The sequence below is a fragment of the Legionella massiliensis genome, assembly GCF_000756815.1.
GTDB lineage: Bacteria > Pseudomonadota > Gammaproteobacteria > Legionellales > Legionellaceae > Tatlockia > Tatlockia massiliensis.
On the sequence record NZ_CCVW01000001.1, the window covers coordinates 885,151 to 904,552 of the forward strand.

Below are 19,402 nucleotides of genomic sequence, written 5' to 3' on the forward strand. Positions count from 1 at the left end.
TTTAAGACTTCGCTGTGGCAACATAGCGTCCCACAAGCAGGGAAATAACAATGGCTAAATAGGCTTGGCCGCAGAAGGCCTCCATCCAGGACAGGCATTGCATGATAGGTCCCGTTGCGACTACATCACCAAAGCCGACCGTAGTCAGGGTTATAAACGAATAATAAATTGCTCGGGTTTCAAGGTAAGGTTCGAAGCCAGTTATTGATTGTGGATAGAATAGATAGATCAACAAATATAAATAAGCGAAAGTGAGGCCGATAAACAAATAGGCAGAGAGGGAGCCAAATAAGGTTGTAATACTGATGGTTTTATCTTTTAAGGTTAGTCTTAGACAAGCGATAGTCATCAATAAGAAAAATAAGACTGCAAACAATAGTTTTAGGCTGTGTATTGGAAAATTAACTGACCAGAAGTTCATCAAAATCAGGCTTATTTCAATGGCTCCAAGTAAGAATAAGCTGTAGATAAATTTTTGCTTTTGTTCAGCAATTCCAATCAGGCTTAGAACAATAAGGACAAGAAAAAAGATATCGAGAATAGGTCTTTGCCCTGTTTGCGCCACAATAGCTCTGAGCAGGCAAAAGGCCAAAATGACAATGAATAAAAAAAGGAAGCGTAGTTTTTTTAAAAGAGTCATCATTTAGAGTTTTTTCTTATAAAGAACTTGTGTTAAAAGAGCTCCGCCCTCGTAAAATTCTTCCAGCTTGGTTAAGTCAGTGAGGGTAAAACCCAGGGCCTCATAGAATTTACAAGCCTGTAAATTATCTTTTAAGACCCAGAGAAAGACTGTTTTATAACCGCTGTTTTCTAACTCGGTGAGAGCTGCCCAGCATAATTTTGTGCCTAAGCCTAGACGCCAATAATCCGGATCTAGGTAGATAGCGCTAATTTCTCCCATCGATTGATCGGCCATAAAATCACGAAAGGTGCAAATAGAGGCAAAGCCAACGATTTGATTATCGATTTCGAGCACCAGGATCTTCACTTGCTCTTCTAGGAGTTGTTGCCATTGTTGAGTACGTTCGTCGACTGATAAATTGTCTAAAATCGTTTCAGGTATAAACTCACTATACATTTTTTGCCAGGAGCGGATATGAACCCGGGCAATGGCCTGAGCATCTTGAAGTGTTGCAAGTCTGATGATAGAGGATGTCATAATTAAGCAATTAAAAAATAATTCATCCTATTTACCATTAATTGATCTTAATTTCTATGAGTTGAGAGCGATGAATGATATTGCAGTTGTCATAAAAACTGTAATAGGTCAGCCCTATCACCCTAATGCAACGTCATCCAGAGCGCAGCGAAGGATCTCCGAGATTAACACTGTCAACGTCTAACATAAATTTGATAGCGATAAAAGCGTTTGCTGGTTTGCTTTACCTTAATCTCAGAAGTCATTGTTTTGACCAGTTTGTATTGCCCAGTGGTTGCTAATTTCTTGCTCAGACAAGCATCTGCAGGAGGAGAAAATAGCAAGTCTTGGCCCTCTAGTAATGAGGTTAAGACAATGATCTCGGGTTTAGTTGATAGAATCGATTCACAGAAATCAAGATACATGGTCTTCTTTGGGAATTTCCGCATAGCAACATTGTTTAAGCAGTAAGAATCAATAAAAGGATTTGAATCTAAATAGGGAACAAGGCCCACATCGCTGAGCATGATTTTATTTGTAGGAGAACTATGGTTCTTTAGCCAAAGAGCAAGAGCTCTTCTCAGGTGTTCATCATTCAAAGTATTTTGCGCTGTTTGGCGATAGTTAGTCAGGCTTATCGATTGAGCGAAAAAGAAGGCCACTAAAAAGGCCGCAAAATACATCGCCACATTAATAACGTCATCATCCTTATAATAACGCTGAATAATAATTAGCAGACCCAGGATAGAAAGGGGTAATAGCAGACAAAAGGGCAGAAGAAATAAACGATTGGCAAAACTTGATAGGGGCTCTGAGCCGAAAAGAAGAATAAGGTAAATCAAACTAGGTAGCCATAGAAACTGAAAACGGCGATCTTTGTATCTAAAGATTGCAATGGCTGCAAGGCAGGCAAAGGGCCAGGCAAGTTGCAGATAGCCTATATCCAGAGAGGGATAAACTCCTGAAAGCCCTTTGCAATAAACAGGGTTGGGAAAAAGGTAACCAAAATAATGCCAGCGCCAGAAGAAATAAGGTAGATAGGCCAACGCGATTACCCCGGTAAAAAGGAATAATCCTCGTAGATAGTTAGGGCTCATTGGGCGAGGCCTATCAAGCCCTAACAAAAGTAGACTCATCATCATGAAAACCGGTGCTTCAGGTCTAGTTAGGCCTGCGATAGAAAATAATAATCCAGCTAGAGCAAAAGGCAGCGGGCTTGGGTTTTTAGGTTGGCAGGGGTGAAAGGTATAGCCCTGGCCGCGCAAGAGTAAGAGAATAGCCCAGCAAATCAGGGCTTGATAAACCGTCGTTTCAAGACCGCCGACAGACCAGATAATTTGCCCTGGATAAACCAGTGCAAGTAAACAAGGAAGAAAGGCAAAGCGTGGTGGAAGCCAGAAGCGTGTGAGCTTGTAGATTGCGACTAAGGTTGCGAATAAACCGATAACGCCTGCTCCCTTCAATACTAGTACGGGGTTAAATCCCCATTGCAGAGCCAAGCGAGCTAAGAGTACAAAGCTGAAATTAGAATAGCCCTCAACAGGCGGTTCAGCGATATTCCAGCTTAGGCCATAGCCGTTATACCAATGAGTTGCATAGCGCAAGGGGATATACATGTCATCAATAGTAAAAGGCCAAACAGCGCTAACCTGTCCTATGAATAAATAGGCAAAGCAGAGAACTAACAAAAGGAAGCCTAAAATCACCCTAGGTTGAACCCGTTTTCTCATTGATTTATTCATTAATTTTAGGTTTTTCAAACTCAGGATTCACTGTAATTGGAACCTTCAATGAGTTAGCAATAAAACAATGGCGATGTGTCGTTTCAAAAAGTTTGATCATAGTTTTTTTATCAATGCTGATGTCTTCTCCGAAAGCGACAACAGGATGGAGACTGATGTCTGTAATAATCATTCTACGTTCATCAACCTTGCAAGTGACATGATCTGAGTAGTGATCGATAACATATCCTTTTTTAGAGCAAAGTGCTAGAAAGGTGAGAAGAAAACAGCTGGAAAGTGAAGCTGCTAACAGTTCTTCCGGGCTGTGAAATTGCGGATTACGAATATAATTTGAAGAGGAGTCGACCTCAATTTTAGGTCCCCCATAAAAGAAAACAGTATGTTTCCTGTTGTAAGTTTGATAGTCAAAGTCTCCGGTTTCACGTACCCATTTGAGATGAATATTGTAGTCAGACACGGCTTAAATCCTTGTATTTTTCATGCCTATTTTAAGTTTAATCTATAAATCTGCTTTGTACGGGACAAAAAATAAAAATCTTATAAGTCACTCTTAATCGACGCAGCTTTCACCGGCGCCAGATCCCGCGGTCAAGCCGCGGGAATTCGAGTTTTTTCTGGGATTACACAAAACCCGTTCGGGCTGAGGAGGCCTTTAGGCCGCCACGAAGCCTTTCTCCATGATACAACCCCTTAATACTCCAATAATTTTCTAATACGGTTCGTGTACGGTCCCAGCGAAGTTTCTGCGTCGATATAATTTTTCAGGGGGGTATTAATATCAAAGTAATAAATATTTGCTAAAAAGCCATAACAGCAAGCATCTATTGAATGAATATCACCACCAAAAATAAAGTCCTTATCGCCCAATATGCGGTCCAGAATGGCCAAATCATCAATCCCAGATTGATAAACTTCAGGGGCGTCATAGCGGCTAATGCCCTGATAGTAATATCGATTGCTGTTATATTCTCTTGCACTCTCAAGGAGCTTTTCAGTAATTTGCGGCCCCTGTTTTAGCAACTCTGCTTTAAACAATGGCCAAAAGCGCTCATCTTGCCAGCGTGAATATGACATGACCCAATATAAATGACTATCGAGGGTTCTGGTGATCAGGAATTGCAGAATCCTCTGCGCTTCAATTAGCTGATAATCAATGCTGAGCTTATATTTTTTCGATAGGTGGCTGATAATTTGGTTTGAGTCACTAATAATTTCACCCGCATCGATAATATAAGGCAATTGACCACGCGGTGCGTCCTTCGTGTCGACAATATGCTCGATGCTATAGTCAATTTTGGCTAGGCGCAGGAAGGTATCCACCTTTAATCCATAGGGATTGTTGTCAGGTAAACCAAACATTTCTGGATAAGAATATAACTTAATCATGATTTTCTCGGTCCTTAATCAACCTCTTATACTTATAGACTAATTTTAGAGCTTAGATCGAATCAAGCTTTCATGCCGAATCTTCCAGGGAGTGCTCATTTTTATAAAACAAAGTATTTAATATGTACATAATATATCGTTAATGTACAGATGTTATTATTTGCTTGTAATATATATAACCAATGCGCATTATCATGAAAGAGACTGTAAGTTTTTTCTTTTTAGGCACAGCGTGCCACCATAGTAGTTATCAAGACGCCTTGACGGTATTTCATAAAGCAGCCGCTTTGAATGCTAATAAACCTGGCTCGAAGGTTGCCGTCCATCTTTTTGATGGCGTGGGTTCAGATCCTGGTGAGCTGGCTGATATTCATCCAACGCCAGGGCGATATCTTTATGATGCAGTTAATAATCTAAAGTTAAAAGTTGAGGACGGGATACTAGAGAGTGTAAGAGACCTTATGCAGCAAGTCACTGGATGTTTGGCCGGTGATGGTATGGATGATTTATTGTTTGAAGCAACCCTGTTTCTGGAACAACTTATCCGAGAAAATAATGGGGTAATGCCTAAAACAGTCAATTTGCATGGCTATAGTCGAGGTGCTGATTCCTGTGTAAGGTTGGCTAACTTATTGGATAGTTTATATCCAGATGTCAAAGTAAATTTATTTTTGGTTGATCACGTACCGGGCCCCTGGCGGGCAGATGATCCCAATTCCTATGTTATTCCCAAAAATGTACAACGAATTGACGCTGCGGTGATGCTACATGAAAATACACCTTGCTTTGCTCCCCAAGATAGAAGTAGGTATGTCTTTACAAGCCCGCATACAACCAAGGTCGCCATAAAGGTGTATCCGGGAGGCCATGGGCAAGCAATGTTGTTAACCCCTGAGCAAGAAACCAACCATGTGGCGAAATTAGCCCATGATGATTTTTATCGTTTTTGCCAGGAGACAGGCAGTTTGTCTGAGAGAGATCCTATTCCACCCTACAAAGTCAGGCATACTTGGACAAGTTATAGCGATGAGCCGGCAGAGGTTTTAACAAAAGAACAACGTTTTGAATACTACAATGAGATGCAAGAGTCTTGGTTGTTATACTCAAAAAGCTCTGCAATCAACCCAAGAAATGTGTTAAGCAACCATCAACACTATAGTCAGGATCACCGCCTGTTTGTTAATCAGGAACATGGGGAATTATTTATGGAGCTGTTCCCTAATCTATATCAATGGTTTTATGAAGGCATAAAAGTTGATCGAAAAAGACTGCTAAAGGAATTAGCAATTTTAGAGCACTCTAACAGCAAGTTTTACGAGAAATTTTGTAAAGTTAATGATATTCAACCTGATAGTCTGTTACCAAGGCCGCGAAAACGAAGAACCTATTTTCGCCGTCAATTGGGAAAAACCTTGGTGGATGATGAACGTTCCTTTCTTGAACAGGCGATAATTTCGGTGACTAATTATGAAACGCATCACAATGAAAAAAACTGTGAGACCATCGCCTTTGCCATAAGACGGTTACAGGCCTTCTTAGAGCATACTGCAGAGCAGGACGACAAATATACTTGTTTATATTTAAAACAGAAAATAGCGAATATTGTTAGATATCTAGCTATTTGTGACAAGAAAGACACTTATTTATATCGCCAACTATCTAAGGTTTGCCACTCCTTTCAATACATCGATAGGATTATTGGTGTGCTAGAAGGGCATCTAAAAAATAATCGTGAACTTCATCTTGAACAGCAGAATTATATTGAGAGACTTATAGAAAAACTGCTAGCGATAAAAGATGATGATGGCCTAAATTATATGGATAAACTTAAGGTGGCTAAATCAACGGTAAATAGTCTGTCATTGCACTTGCAAGATCCTGAGGATTATAGGGTGTTGTCCTATAATTTAATGTCACGATCTTTATACCCAATAAATGGAAAGTATACTTTCCCTAGCTTGCTGAAATCACTCAATGAATTAAATTCGCCAGGCTATTCTGAGGCAAGTATTGCTAGCAATATTGCGAAGAAATTTGAGGCTTATTATCTGCGAAATATGTTTTGGGACTCTATTCATAAATTATTGTCTCATATCATTAATATTCCTCCATTTTTTTCAGAAAAAAAATCAGATTTAGCTCAGGAAATCTATCAGGCCTTGCATAAACTTGATGAAAATGGTCTTGGAAATGATTTAACAGAGGTTTCTAAAGTACTTGCTGATAGACAAAAGAAAGTACATGAAGATTATAGAGCCAATGGAAAACAAGTTTTGGGAGACTTCGATAAAATTATGATTGAAGCGAATGGCCAACTTAATATGGAAATAAATGCATTTCCTTTTAAGGAAACTGATGGCGATATTCATAGAGAGCTAATATTGGCTTAATCAAGCCTAAGTATAATCTAAAATTAAATAGAACAATTAAGATAGATGTCTATGACAAATAACAGGAAAAAAGAAAACTTATCTAGTGCGACTTTACATAATCGTAATTGCTACGCTTATCTGTGTGTCCTGAAAGATAAAATACCAGAATCTGTTTTAAATAAACTTGAAACCTTGTCTCCAACACTTGCTGAAAAATTAAAAGAAATTAAGCAGCAAAAAGGTTACAAGTCTAATTATCGTTATGCAGACGTTTATCAATTATTTTTTGATGTTGTTGAAGACAATATAAAGACAATTTTTGATGATGAACGAAAAGCCCTTGTATTAAAACGAAACACTCTAATTGGAACACAGGAGTTTATCAGGCTCAATGATCAAAAAAATCTTGGTTATAGTAGCTTAGCGCGCGCAGCTAAAACCTTTGCATCAGCGGAAAAAATAAGCGAATTAGAAGCAGAGTTAAAGGGTTTGGATGAGTTTATCAATGCTATCTATGCCAATGATAACGGTATCTTAGAGCAAACCTATGAGGTAATTAAAAGCTTAACTCAAGGCGTTCTGTCAAGCGCTGACGCTATTGAAAAAAGTATTACAACCCTTCTGGAAGACAAGACGGGTGATAAGATCAATAAGAAATCACAAACACCTTCAGAGGCTGGCGGAACCTGGGGCTTGATCACTGCCATGGCATCGGACAATTTTAAGCCTCAACATACAGTAAGTCTCGCGACACGCCGTAACTATGAATATAACCGCGGTCTTGATTTAGCCGAATATCGTTTTGGTACTCAGGGACAACGTCATGAGGGAGAGGCTCGCGTTAGCCCCCTATTTGAGCGCTGGCTGGATGTTCAGCAAAGACTGCATCCTCGCCAACCCGGTCAGCATCCCTTTAATCATATTTATATCAATAACCTTGGTTATGATCGCGAAGGTCCCTTGAATTATGAAGGTAAGAAAGAGCGCGCTTTAACTTTGGCTTTGCATGACTTAGAAAATCGACACGATAACATTGCCGTTATTACCCTGCCTGCTGATACAGGCTTAATGAGTAGCTCTGATTATAAGAAAACAAAAGATAGCCATAATTATCAAGCGGTCTATGATGAATTTTTGCAAATTGCCAGCCAAGATCCAGACCTAGAGCGAGAAGTCAAAGATTTCTATATTTCTGACAAGGTTCGTAAACATTTATTTGCTGACGAACAGGGTAGATACAGCATTGAGACAGAAAAAGTACATCTGCAACGGTTGTTGGATAATAGCTTTAGGGCTTTGGGGATTGGAAAAGGAACTCAACTATCTAGTGCTCAACGCCAGGCAGTTTGGTTTGATTTTATTAAATTTGAATTGCCTAACTATATTACTGAGACCTTAGAGCCTAACTCGATTAATTTCTCTTGTAAGGATGCGATTGATAGAGGCGGCGTTTCATCAGCCTATTATAACCTGATGAAATCCTTCACTTTGGGTTGCCCTTTAACACGTGAAGAATTTGACCGTGCTTTGCATGCCGCACCAGCAATGGTTAAAGCACGAGGTATGAATCATCATTTAGATATCATTTGGAATGCTGTTGATGCTTATCTTGCTAATAACTACGATGAGGTCAATCAGAATGAGGGACAACGTTGGCTTATCGAATGGCGTGATGTTAACTGTCCACATGAGCGAGCCTCAGACCTTTTAGCCCTGCGTGTTGCTCAAGTTGAATGGGAGTTGAACAGTATCTATACAGGCGATCTTGATGAGCAACAAAAAATCAGGCTGGATAAATGGAAGGAATTCGTTCAGCTGGTGAAAGAGCAAAGTGATAAAGGGGTTAGTGGAAAGCGTTTGTTGTTAGACGCATTAACCTTAACATCCAAACTTTATGAGGATCCTAACAACGTAGACCTAGTGAAGGCCTACGATAAGATAGCTGATGAATTGGATATTAAGTATCCGGGAGTCTTTAATGTGATCGTTGGTTTTATGAAAGCCTGCGCCGGTTGGCTTTTCTCCAAGATTGATGATTCTGTGATGGAAAAGGGTTGGGCAACCTTGCAAGCTGGGTTAGAGATCGATACGAGAAAGACCTTGATAGCAAATATGAAAGATCGCTTGCTGACTTTAAACAACCCCAGCGTTGAGAGTCACAACGACTTGTTGGAAAACAATGGCGGGATCGATATAACGGTTAACTAAGCGTTCCCCAAAAACTTGTAGAAACCCTTACAGGGATAAGCCCCAATTTTTCCCTTCTCCCCTCAGGGGAGAAGGTGCCCGAAGGGCGGATGCATAGGTATCTACACAAATGTCCCTCCTTGTCTCAACATTAGGTCATCCAGAGCGTAGCGAAGGATCTCCTGAATGTGGCACTGTGCTAATCCCGGAGATCCTTCGCTGCGCTCTGGATGACGTGCGTCTATTACAGTCACTTGTGTAGATACCTATGGGGCGGATGAGGGGGGGTGCTATCAGGATAAATACTCACGAGAAAAATCATTGTAGCTCATAGTCTCGTTGGTGCCATAAAACTGACATAAGGCTTGTCGAAATAAGGTGGCTCGGGGTGATAGCCCTTGTTGGCAGTAGACTAAGACCTGCTGATACACTGCATCTTTGAAGGAATCACTCTCAACCTCTGTACCATCCAGGTTATCAATACTGATACGAAAGCGATGATTTGCCGCGATAGAAAGAACCCATTCCAAAGCCTGCGGTTTTACTTCAACTCCTTGGAAAAGCTTTTGCTGCGCTGCGTTGCGTCCGTCTGGTTCATACCAATAACCGAAATCGACTAGCTTTCTACGTTCCTTGCCGGCAATTAGCCAATGAGCGCACTCATGCAAAGCCGAGCTAAAAAAGCCATGAGCAAAATAGATTATATGATGGGGGCGTTTTACATCAGCTGGAAGATAAATTGGTTCCTCATCACCTCTAACCAGTTTGGTATTATATTTTTCAGTAAAACAATGGTTAAACAGCTGAATTAAATCTTCATATCGGTGCACAGAACAACTCAAGTCTTCCAAAAAAATGGCATTCAATTTAACATTTACCCAATTTACAGGCAAATATTAACGTCAGTTCGAGCGAAGAGTTTAAACGACTCTTCGCTCGAACTGACGTTATTAGGAGATTTTCACTTGCAACAGGTATTTTTCAATAATAATCAAGGGATTTCAGTTTCGAATATATTTTGCATCGGTCGTAATTATGCCGCGCATATTTCAGAACTTGGCAATAAACCCTCAGATACGCCGTTGGTGTTTTTAAAACCGACTTCCGCCTTGAATATCACAAAGACAATCCAATTACCGGCTTTTTCCAGTGAAATTGATTATGAAACTGAGCTAGTGCTGCTTATAGGGCGTTCTGCTAAAAATCTTAGACGAGAAGATGCTTGGTCCTGTATTTCGGGTTATGGAGTTGGTCTTGATCTCACTGCCCGTGATCTGCAGGCCCTTGCAAAGAAACAAGGTCTACCCTGGACTTTGGCAAAGGGATTTGATGATTCAGCTACAGTCTCATCCTTTATACCTGCGAATGAAATTACTGATCCCCAAGGACTAAGTTTCCAAATGACCCAGAACGGAATTCTGCGTCAACAGGGTTTTGTTAATCACATGCTCTTTGATATTCCCTATCTTATTGAGTTTCTAAGTACAAGGTTTAGCTTACAACCTGGTGATTTGATCTTCACAGGTACTCCGGAGGGTACGGGGCGGATTCAGCAAGGCGATCGAATCGAAATAGAGCTGGCGGATAAGCTTAAAGTCGATTTTTCTGTTCTTGCATGATGAACCGCCGTCATTGCGAACGGCGTGAAGCAATCCAAGGTTCAGAGCTTCGAACCATGGATTGCTTCGTCACTTTGTTTCTCGCGGGTGCCTTAGGACCTGATTTTACTCCAGATCACAATCCTCCTTACCATCAGCACTCCAATGCGCCTTAATCGTTCTGACTGAATTACAATCATCGTCCTTGCAAATTTTGGTTGCTGGTCTTAACTGACAGGCGCTAGCCCAGCCGCCATTATTATAAGCAATGGCAATAGCTTTAGTTCCTTTAGGCAAGTTTGCTGTTCCTTCGCGTTTGTCGATGGTGGCAGCTCCAATCCAGTTTTGTGAACCGTCCAGGTTATAACTCAAACTCAGATTAGTAATTTTCTGCAAATCACCGGCGTTAAAGTTAACGGTAACTGCTTTGGGCAAAGCATTCCCTTGAGGTGGTTTATTACCGCCAGTGATATCAACCTTTTTAGGGGTTGGATACTCTTCCCCAGTTAATTTTCCAAGGTATTGAAAGGGATTAAATTTGAATTCATTCATTAATACCCAAGCATTGGATGTTGTACTAGGAAGGGTGTTGGCATTCCAGCCAAAAGGAATTGCAGCGCGTTTGCTCGCATAGAGATAAGCCTGGCCAGCGCTTTCTGGTAAGGTGACAAAATATTCTTTTGGCGTTGCTCCATCGAAATTGGCTGAGAGGTATTGATCATTGCGAAGATGGCGGATTCCCTCTTGCATGCTGGCCAGATCAGCCTTTAATTCACTGGTATCGTCCCCTTGTTTGTCGTAATAATCAATTAATGAAAACAAGGTATTAATTGCTCCAGCAGTCCATTCAGTCGACATAATTTTCTCAGGCTGGCTACCCCCATTATTGTTTAGGGTATAGCCTACTCCCCAAAGTTGGCCATTATTAAAATATCCGCCTTTATTTCGAACGTTTTTCCAAATTTTTAGGGCAGTTCCCTGGCCAAACCATTTATCGATGTTTTCAACTCCCAGGGCAGAGGTTCCCCAGGTATTAATATCAACAGCCATAGAGCCGCTGACTTCAGAGCTATCGGGTACCCAATCGTTAGTAGACGAGGGAGTGGCGGCTGTACCATGGGTATGGAAGATACCCCTTTGGTAGTCAAAGGCGCCATTATAAAGGAAACTTAACAAGCCTATCGTTTCATAGCCATTGACTGTGGTTCCGCCATTTAGCATGACATCGATATCAGTTAGCGCCTTAGTGACTTCAGGTGTTTGATCGGTATTTTTTAAGATTTGCCTTAGGGTTTGCAAACCACCCAAAACGGAGAAATTGTTTTCTACAGAAATTTCACCTTGGGGAATAGAGCCTTGGTTTCCTTGTGAACCGCCTGGTGCATAGTAAAACGCCCCTATCCCTGCCTGCATGGCTGAAAAGGCATAGAGGCTTCTGATTGCATTATCGAGAGCAGAGGAGTCTGCTGCAACCTTGCCGTTATTGAGTAAAGCTTCGGCTTGTAGCGGACCGAGTAATTGGGCCCAGGCATTTTCACCAGTAATTGGTTTCCAATCAGACCAGGTATTTACATATTTAAAATAGTCAGCGGAATGATGCTCAGGATCATTCTTTGCTAAGAGTTCTGGATCATAATCCCAGCTGACATAATCCTGGAATTTGCTCTGATAAAAGGGGTCTTTATTTTGAAAATTAGTAGCGATCATGCGAAAACTAAAGGCAACTTTAGGATCTGTTATGGCCGTTGTATAGCCGTACTTAAAGGATTTGTCAGTCGCACGATTTTGGCTATTGGTGATGGATTGCGATTGGTTTGCAATTAATGCGTGTGCCGTATTTTGATCTAGATAACCATTTTTAGCTGCTATAGCCAAAGCAATTTGCCAGGTGGCTGCATCATAAATATCAGCCCCATATTTCATGTCTGTGCGTTCAATTTGCGCCTGTGCTTGAAGAATTTCTTGGGCACTACCTTTATTGGGGGGTAAGCCTCGGCCAAGGATAGCGTAAGGATTAGAATATAAACTGTCTACAACTGAACAGCTATCATCAGCCGAACAGATATAATCCCCAAAATATTTGGCAATATCGTCTGGGTTGCCAATATAGTAGCTAAGTGGAACTAATTGTGAGTTTTTAGATGAAATAAGTAATTCCTGAGAGGTTAGAAAACGTACAAGGTCTTTTATTTCATTAGAGTTATCAGCAAATACAGGATTGAAACTACTCAATAGTAAACTGCTTGTTGCTAGGAGGCTTGTACATTTTTTCATATTATTGTCCTACATAGAATTAACTGGCGCGAGTATAATGGGTGATAGTCAGAAAAATAGATCTAGATTTGTTTCTTTACTCTTGATTAACAAAAAAGAATTTCGTAGAGGGAGAGGTATACCTCAAAGAGAGTTTTTAGTTAGAATATTCAATTTTGACATTGCTAATTCTGACTAACTAAGCGAGTGAATCATGCCATCTTTTGATATAGTTTCTGAAATTAATGAGGTAGAACTACGACATGCAGTCGAAAATGCTGTTCGTGAAATGGGAACCCGCTTTGATTTTCGTGGTGTGCAATCAAGTATCGAATTGAAAGAATTAATAGTCACTTTGAAATCTGAATCTGATTTTCAGGTCAGACAGCTAGAAGATTTGTTTCGCAACCATTGCAGCAAACGCAATGTGAGCGCTGCAGGGGTAGATATAGAGGATAAGCCGGTGCACAGCGGTAAAACCTTTTCCCTGAATATGACTTTCAAACAAGGTATTGATCAACCAACAGCCAAAGAAATCGTGAAATTAATCAAAGAAAGTAAAGCCAAGGTTCAAACCTCTATCCAGGGTGATAAGGTGCGTGTAACAGGGAAAAAACGTGACGATCTGCAGGAAGTTATTGCTTTGTTGAAGAACTCAGATATTGAAATACCTCTGCAATATGAAAATTTTCGCGACTAGGGTGGATTGAAGGTAGCCTGGATGCGGACAAAAAAACAGCAGATTTTCAAGCCCCGCGTCATTATTAGCTATGCTCATCTAACCAGATGATTCATTTGGTGTAAATATAAAGTTTTTTAGAGCGCAAATGCTTATGCAGAGTTTAGAAAGCGGATAATTTCACCTGGTGATTACAAAAATTGGTCTCAATGGTCTATTATAAGACATATAGGTGATGACTGTCTCTGACTGAACCAAAATGCAATTATATAGATAGGGAGATCGGTTTTGAGATGTGGTGTGTATACCTGTTAGGCAGGAAACCTAAAACACCTCATAGGTCGCCGTTGTTAAGCGTAACTATTGTGGCTCATGAATCAGGGAGTCGTTACCTGTATCTTATTTTATATACTCTTTAGGAATGAATTTTAGGTTTTTAGGCTATCGGCAAAACCTAAAATTTATGTAATAGCTCCTGCTCCAGTATCGAACTCCCGTGGCTTGACCCATAGGTATCTACATAAATGTCCCTCCTTGTCTCAACATTAGGTCATCCAGAGCGTAGCGAAGGATCTCCTGAATGTGGCACCGTGCTAATCCTGGAGATCCTTCGCTACGCTCTGGATGACGTGTGTCTATTACAGTCACTTGTGTAGATACCTATGGGCTTGACCGCGGGATCCGCTAGTTAGAAGCTCTCCACTCTGAGCCCATAGATCCCACAGTCAAGCTGCGGGAATTCGGGATGGGGGTGACCTATTACAAATTCACTCTTATAGAGTATTTTTGTCTCCATATTTTCCTTTTAATTCCAAGAGATATATTTTTAATCTAAATTTTGTTTAATTTATGATCGTGTCGTATAATTAAATTGCAAACCTTCAACAAGGAAGCGATCATGAAAAAAACAATTATCGCAGCATTAGTGTTTGTACCTACAACTTTTCTCGGTGGTTGTACTGTTACGGAAGCAAGCTATTATCCCAGTAATGATTATGTTTATTCTGTTGGCTATTATGGATATCGTCCCTATTGGGGAAATTATTATACCGGTGGCTGGGGTAATGTTGGCTATTGGCGTGGTTATCGTGGTTACTATAATCGTGGCTGGTGGGGTGGCCGTCGATGGTAAGAGACCTATAGCAGAGTGTAGCTTTCAGTGAACGCGCTATAAAATGGCTAGCTGCCTCTGCTAATTCTAAATCTGTTTATGTTAGAGTAGAGTTTCGCTGATTTAACCTATGTTCCGTACTCTGGGTACAAATTTTGAGGCAGCAAATGAAAGGTTGGATCCTATATAAACGAAACAAGCAAGAACTGACAGAAGCCGATCATGGTGTAAACAGGTTTTTAGCCGTCGCAGAGTCCCTGGATATTTCTCTCGAGGTATATAGGCCCGAAGAATTTGAATTAGTCATAAGCCGTGATGATAAGAAAAGCATCCTTCTTCATGATAAACGTGTTGCCCTGCCTGATTTTTTATTGCCAAGATTGGGAGCGGAAACCTCTTATTTTGCCTTAGCGATTATTCGGCAATTAGAAAAGCTAGGGGTTCATACCTATAACCGTTCTACCTCTGTTGAAATAGTCAAAGATAAGATGCTACTTAGCCAGATGCTTGCCCAAAGTGATTTACCTGCCCCAAAAACCATGTTAGTTAAATTTCCTGTCTCAGTTGCTGTTGTTGAGCGCGAGATTGGTTTTCCTCTGGTTATTAAAAATATTTCAGGGGCTCGTGGAGTGGGTATTCATCTCTGTGAGTCAGCCCAAAATTTTAGAGACTTAATGGAGCTTATTGCTAGCCATAGTGCTAGTAGTAATCAGATGATTTTACAAGAATTTATTGCCAACAGTTATGGACGAGACTTAAGGGTTTTAGTCTTGGGCGGAAAGGTTATTGGTTGCATGCAGCGCACAGCCAAGGATAGTTTCAAGGCTAATTACTCACTTGGTGGAGAAGTATCGCCCTATGTTCTTACTCCAGAAATTGAATCTCTGGCGATCAAATGTGCTGATTTATTTAATTTGGAAATTGCAGGAATAGATCTCTTATTTGATGCACAAGGCTTTAAGGTCTGTGAAGCGAATTCTTCTACAGGATTTAAGGGAATGGAGCGAGCTACAGGCAAGAACATTGCCTTACAAATTTTGGAATACGTGAAAGATTCAGTAATTGCTAAAAGGATTTCGTAGCCTGGATTCCGCTTCGTTGCATCCAGGCTACATTTATCTATGCTTATTCTTTCGCACGTGAAACGTATTCGCCTTTGCGTGTATCTACCTTAATCAATTCGCCTGTTTGCACGAATAAAGGTACGCGAACAACGGCGCCTGTTTCTAAAGTAGCTGGCTTACCGCCACCACCAGAGGTATCACCTTTGAGGCCGGGATCTGTTTCAGTAATTGCAAGAACGACAAAGTTTGGCGGGGTGACCTGAATTGGTTCATTATTCCACAATGTCACGACACAGATATCCTGTTCTTTAAGCCATTGTGAGGCATCTGCAATACTCTCATTGGTTATTGCATATTGCTCAAAGTTGTCGGGAACCATGAAATGCCATAATTCGCCATCGTTATAGAGATATTGCATTTCTACATCTGCCACATCGGCAGAAGTCAGGGTTTCATTGGATTTTAAGGTGCGTTCAACCACGCGGCCGGTTTTCAGGTTACGAATTTTAATGCGGGTAAAGGCTTGACCCTTACCAGGTTTAACAAATTCGCATTCGACGATGTTGCAAGGCGCCCCATCTACCATTACCTTCAAACCATTCTTGAGATCATTACTGCCATAGGTAGCCATTTGTGCTCCACTGTTGAGATTTTGTTGCAATTTCGTTAGAGTTCGCGCAGTTTATCAATTTTGTACAACTAATGCGAGATTACTCTGTGACTTGGCAAAAAATTCTGGCGCAAGGATTCGCTTCCGTCAATGAGTTGCTGGAATTTTTATCATTACCTCCAGAACTGGGGAATCAACTAGCTGAAAAGCAATTTAAAACTCGAGTTCCTCGTGGTTTTGCTGCGCGCATGCAAAAGGGGAATCCTAGGGATCCTTTATTGCTGCAAGTACTTGCGTCAAACGAAGAGTTAGAGCCAATCGAGGGCTATGTTGCTGATCCTCTGGCAGAAAAGACAGTCAATCCCATTGAAGGATTAATGCATAAATATAAGGGGCGAGTGCTGCTGACTTTTACAGGGGGCTGTGCCGTTCATTGCCGCTATTGTTTCCGCCGTCATTTTCCCTATCAGGAAAACAACCCTGGGCGTAATGGTTGGCAGAAGGTTCTTGATTATATTCGTCAGGATCAAACAATTCATGAAGTGATTTTAAGTGGTGGCGATCCGCTTTTGGCTTCAGACAAGATGTTTGCTGATTTTCTCCAAGAATTACAAACGATTCCTCATGTACAAATACTACGCTTTCATACTCGTGTTCCAATCGTTTTGCCTGAACGGATTAATGAATCTTTGCTGTCCCTGCTTGCTGAAACTAACTTAGCCAAAGTGGTTGTTTTACATGCGAATCACCCGCAAGAGCTAGATGAAAATGTACAAGATGCTTGTGTGGCTCTGCGCCAGGCAGGTTGCCATCTATTGAATCAATCGGTGTTGTTAAAGGGAGTTAATGATAAGGCCGATGTTTTGGCAGACCTCAGCGAACGTTTATTCATCTGTGGCATTCTGCCCTATTATTTGCATGTACTGGATAAGGTAGCAGGCGCTGCTCATTTTGATTTAGCCGAAGAAACCGCACTAGCGATTCACAGTGAATTACAGGCACTTTTACCCGGCTATTTAGTACCTCGTCTGGCAAGAGAGGAGGCGGGAAAGCCACATAAGACTCTTTTATTCTAATTCCCTTCGCTCCTCCGGGGAGCACTGCCATTTAGTTAATGACAAAACCTTCCAAATTAATGACAGTGCCTCCGTGAGGGAAGGTGCCCGAAGGGCGGAAGGCGGCTCAGAATTAATCACTCCTCACCCTTCGCATACAAAAGCATCAATTTTTCTTGAGCACTATAGTTCCCGCTTATCACAGGCTTGTAGCTGCCATCAGCTTGCATTTCCCAGGCACGGGAATTGTCCTTTAGATAATTTTTAAAAATCTCATTTTTAATACGCTTACGACAATTCTCATCAAAGATGGGAAACATAATTTCAATACGAGTGTAGAGATTTCGCTCCATTAAGTCGGCACTTGAACAGTAGAAATGTTCTTCTTCGCCTATGCGGAAATAATAGATCCTATGATGTTCAAGAAAGCGGCCTACTATCGAAATAACACGGATATTATCTGAAATACCCGGAATTCCTGGTTTTAGGCAACAAACACTACGGACTAACAAGTTAATTTGAACTCCTGCCTGTGAAGCCATATAAAGGGATTGGATCATCGTTTTGTCAGTTAACCCATTGACCTTAATGTTAATTTCCGTTTCCTTGCCTTCACTCGCTGCCTGTTTGCAAGCATCAACGAGCTGCAGCAGGTTTTTTTGCAGGGTAAACGGTGAATGGCTGATTGCTTTAAGTTTTACTGCTTTACCAAGACCTGTTAGTTGCTGGAAAATCGATTGTACGTCGGTAGTAATAGTCGGCTCGCAGGTTAGGAGGCCAAAATCCGTATAACGTTTTGCTGTTTGTTCGTGATAATTCCCCGTGCCTAAATGCACATAACGTTTTAACTTGCCATGGGTTCTGCGCACAACAAGGGTCATTTTGGCATGCGTTTTATAGCCCATAACACCATAAAGCACCAAAACACCTGCCTCATGCAAGCGATTCGCCAACTTGAGATTGGATTCCTCATCAAAACGCGCGCGCAACTCGACGACGGCTGTAACCTCTTTTCCTGAGCGTGCTGCTTCGACCAAAGCCTTTACCATGACTGATTCAGAATGTGTCCGATAAAGTGTTTGCTTGATCGCAAGAACAGCAGGATCAGCGGCAGCCTGGCGAACAAAATCAATCACAACATCATAACTTTGGTAGGGATGGTGCAATAAAATATCTTGCTCATCGAGGACATTGAAAACGTTACGTTTTTGATGAATAAACTCGGGATATTGCACAATCAGCGGGCTAAAATTCAGGTCCGGTCTATCAATATGGTTGATCACACTATAGTAGCGTTGCAAATTTACTGGTCCATCGGAATGGTAAGCATCCTCGTGATGTAAATGATGCTTTTGCAATAAAAAGTCAACAATATGAGCTGGACAATTAATATCAACCTCTAACCGCACAACATGGCCATAATGGCGGGCAAATAATTCCCGTTGTACTGCAACGGCTAAATCTTCTATTTCTTCTTCACGCAAGAATAGGTCGCTGTTGCGTGTAAGTCTAAAGGGATAACATCCATTGATTTCCATGCCTGGGAACAGGCTATGGATATGGGTTTGCAGAATTGATGATAGATAAACAAAATAGCTCCCGCCATCGACGCAAAGTTCTGAGGGAAGATGAATCAATCTCGGAATAGAGCGAGGGGCGTGGACAACCGCATAATCAATATTACGGTCAAAGGCGTCTTTCCCCTGTAGGGAAATAATAAAATTTAAACTCTTATTGAATAAGCGTGGAAAGGGATGAGCCAGGTCGAGGGCTATTGGGCTAACTATGGGTAGAATCTCATTTTTAAAATAATGCTTTGCCCACAAACGAATATCATCAGTCCAGTCCTCAGTAGAAAGAAAGTGAATATTCTCTTTTCTCATTGCCGGTAATAATTCTTTATTAAAGATGTTATACAGCTCATCACTGAGTAAATGCACTTTTTTACTAATTTGGCCGAAAATTTCATCTGCCCTGAGGCCATCAATATTGAGTTTCCTCGAAGAGAGCGCGATTTTCTCTTTTAAACCGGCAACGCGAATCTCAAAAAATTCATCAAGATTACCACTACAGATACAGAGGAAACGCATGCGCTCAAGTAAAGGGATGCGCTCGTTTTTGGCGAGTTGCATGACTCGCTCATTAAAGGCAAGCGCGGTGAACTCGCGATTGATAAAATATTCAGGATTATCTAAATCATTACTCAC

16 protein-coding genes are annotated in these 19,402 nt (G+C 41.1%); 7 read left to right on the top strand and 9 right to left on the bottom strand.

Annotated elements, in window-relative coordinates:
* Window position 1 precedes the first annotated feature (1 nt).
* The 5 genes from BN1094_RS03780 to BN1094_RS03800 form a co-directional block, all read right to left on the bottom strand.
* On the bottom strand, window positions 2-643 hold the full coding sequence (locus BN1094_RS03780; RefSeq protein WP_043873025.1) for an ion channel: 642 nt from the start codon (window positions 641-643) through the stop codon (window positions 2-4).
* Window positions 644-1,159 carry a GNAT family N-acetyltransferase gene (locus tag BN1094_RS03785; protein WP_043873026.1) on the bottom strand — a complete coding sequence of 172 codons (516 nt, stop codon included), beginning with the start codon at window positions 1,157-1,159 and terminating at the stop codon, window positions 644-646.
* Between the two features lie 173 nt (window positions 1,160-1,332).
* Window positions 1,333-2,868 (bottom strand): hypothetical protein, encoded by a 1,536-nt coding sequence (locus BN1094_RS03790; RefSeq protein WP_043873027.1) that lies wholly within the window; start codon window positions 2,866-2,868, stop codon window positions 1,333-1,335.
* Between the two features lie 4 nt (window positions 2,869-2,872).
* Window positions 2,873-3,337, bottom strand: coding sequence for an OsmC family protein (locus tag BN1094_RS03795; protein ID WP_043873028.1), 465 nt, complete (start codon window positions 3,335-3,337; stop codon window positions 2,873-2,875).
* Between the two features lie 233 nt (window positions 3,338-3,570).
* Window positions 3,571-4,266 carry a glutathione S-transferase C-terminal domain-containing protein gene (locus BN1094_RS03800; RefSeq protein WP_043873029.1) on the bottom strand — a complete coding sequence of 232 codons (696 nt, stop codon included), beginning with the start codon at window positions 4,264-4,266 and terminating at the stop codon, window positions 3,571-3,573.
* A gap of 194 nt (window positions 4,267-4,460) precedes the next feature.
* On the opposite strand from BN1094_RS03800, the gene BN1094_RS03805 reads away from it, so the two are divergent.
* Complete coding sequence (locus tag BN1094_RS03805; protein ID WP_043873030.1) at window positions 4,461-6,656, top strand: DUF5621 domain-containing protein; 2,196 nt, start codon at window positions 4,461-4,463, stop codon at window positions 6,654-6,656.
* 51 nt (window positions 6,657-6,707) lie between these two features.
* Window positions 6,708-8,846 (top strand): hypothetical protein, encoded by a 2,139-nt coding sequence (locus tag BN1094_RS03810; RefSeq protein WP_052403120.1) that lies wholly within the window; start codon window positions 6,708-6,710, stop codon window positions 8,844-8,846.
* Window positions 8,847-9,118: 272 nt separating this feature from the next.
* On the opposite strand, the gene BN1094_RS03815 is transcribed toward BN1094_RS03810, so the two are convergent.
* Window positions 9,119-9,655, bottom strand: a complete 537-nt coding sequence (locus BN1094_RS03815; protein WP_043873031.1) for an elongation factor P hydroxylase — start codon at window positions 9,653-9,655, stop codon at window positions 9,119-9,121.
* Window positions 9,656-9,790: 135 nt separating this feature from the next.
* Between BN1094_RS03815 and BN1094_RS03820 the strand changes: the two genes are divergently transcribed.
* Window positions 9,791-10,444 carry a fumarylacetoacetate hydrolase family protein gene (locus BN1094_RS03820; protein ID WP_043873032.1) on the top strand — a complete coding sequence of 218 codons (654 nt, stop codon included), beginning with the start codon at window positions 9,791-9,793 and terminating at the stop codon, window positions 10,442-10,444.
* Window positions 10,445-10,549: 105 nt separating this feature from the next.
* Here the strand turns inward: BN1094_RS03820 and BN1094_RS03825 are convergent, their stop codons facing one another.
* Window positions 10,550-12,697, bottom strand: coding sequence for a hypothetical protein (locus tag BN1094_RS03825; protein ID WP_043873033.1), 2,148 nt, complete (start codon window positions 12,695-12,697; stop codon window positions 10,550-10,552).
* A 193-nt stretch (window positions 12,698-12,890) separates the two neighbouring features.
* Between BN1094_RS03825 and BN1094_RS03830 the strand changes: the two genes are divergently transcribed.
* From BN1094_RS03830 to BN1094_RS03840, 3 genes are all read left to right on the top strand, one after another.
* A complete protein-coding gene (locus tag BN1094_RS03830; protein WP_043873034.1) occupies window positions 12,891-13,376 on the top strand; it encodes a YajQ family cyclic di-GMP-binding protein in 486 nt (161 codons plus the stop codon).
* An 877-nt stretch (window positions 13,377-14,253) separates the two neighbouring features.
* Window positions 14,254-14,487 (top strand): hypothetical protein, encoded by a 234-nt coding sequence (locus BN1094_RS03835; protein ID WP_043873035.1) that lies wholly within the window; start codon window positions 14,254-14,256, stop codon window positions 14,485-14,487.
* Window positions 14,488-14,633: 146 nt separating this feature from the next.
* Window positions 14,634-15,548 (top strand): ATP-grasp domain-containing protein, encoded by a 915-nt coding sequence (locus BN1094_RS03840; protein WP_043873036.1) that lies wholly within the window; start codon window positions 14,634-14,636, stop codon window positions 15,546-15,548.
* A 43-nt stretch (window positions 15,549-15,591) separates the two neighbouring features.
* On the opposite strand, the gene efp is transcribed toward BN1094_RS03840, so the two are convergent.
* Window positions 15,592-16,161, bottom strand: coding sequence for an elongation factor P (efp, locus tag BN1094_RS03845; protein ID WP_043873037.1), 570 nt, complete (start codon window positions 16,159-16,161; stop codon window positions 15,592-15,594).
* Window positions 16,162-16,232: 71 nt separating this feature from the next.
* Between efp and epmB the strand changes: the two genes are divergently transcribed.
* Window positions 16,233-17,216 carry an EF-P beta-lysylation protein EpmB gene (epmB, locus tag BN1094_RS03850; protein ID WP_043873038.1) on the top strand — a complete coding sequence of 328 codons (984 nt, stop codon included), beginning with the start codon at window positions 16,233-16,235 and terminating at the stop codon, window positions 17,214-17,216.
* A gap of 116 nt (window positions 17,217-17,332) precedes the next feature.
* Here the strand turns inward: epmB and ppk1 are convergent, their stop codons facing one another.
* Window positions 17,333-19,402: a polyphosphate kinase 1 gene (ppk1, locus tag BN1094_RS03855; RefSeq protein WP_043873039.1), complete on the bottom strand. Its 2,070-nt coding sequence runs from the start codon at window positions 19,400-19,402 to the stop codon at window positions 17,333-17,335.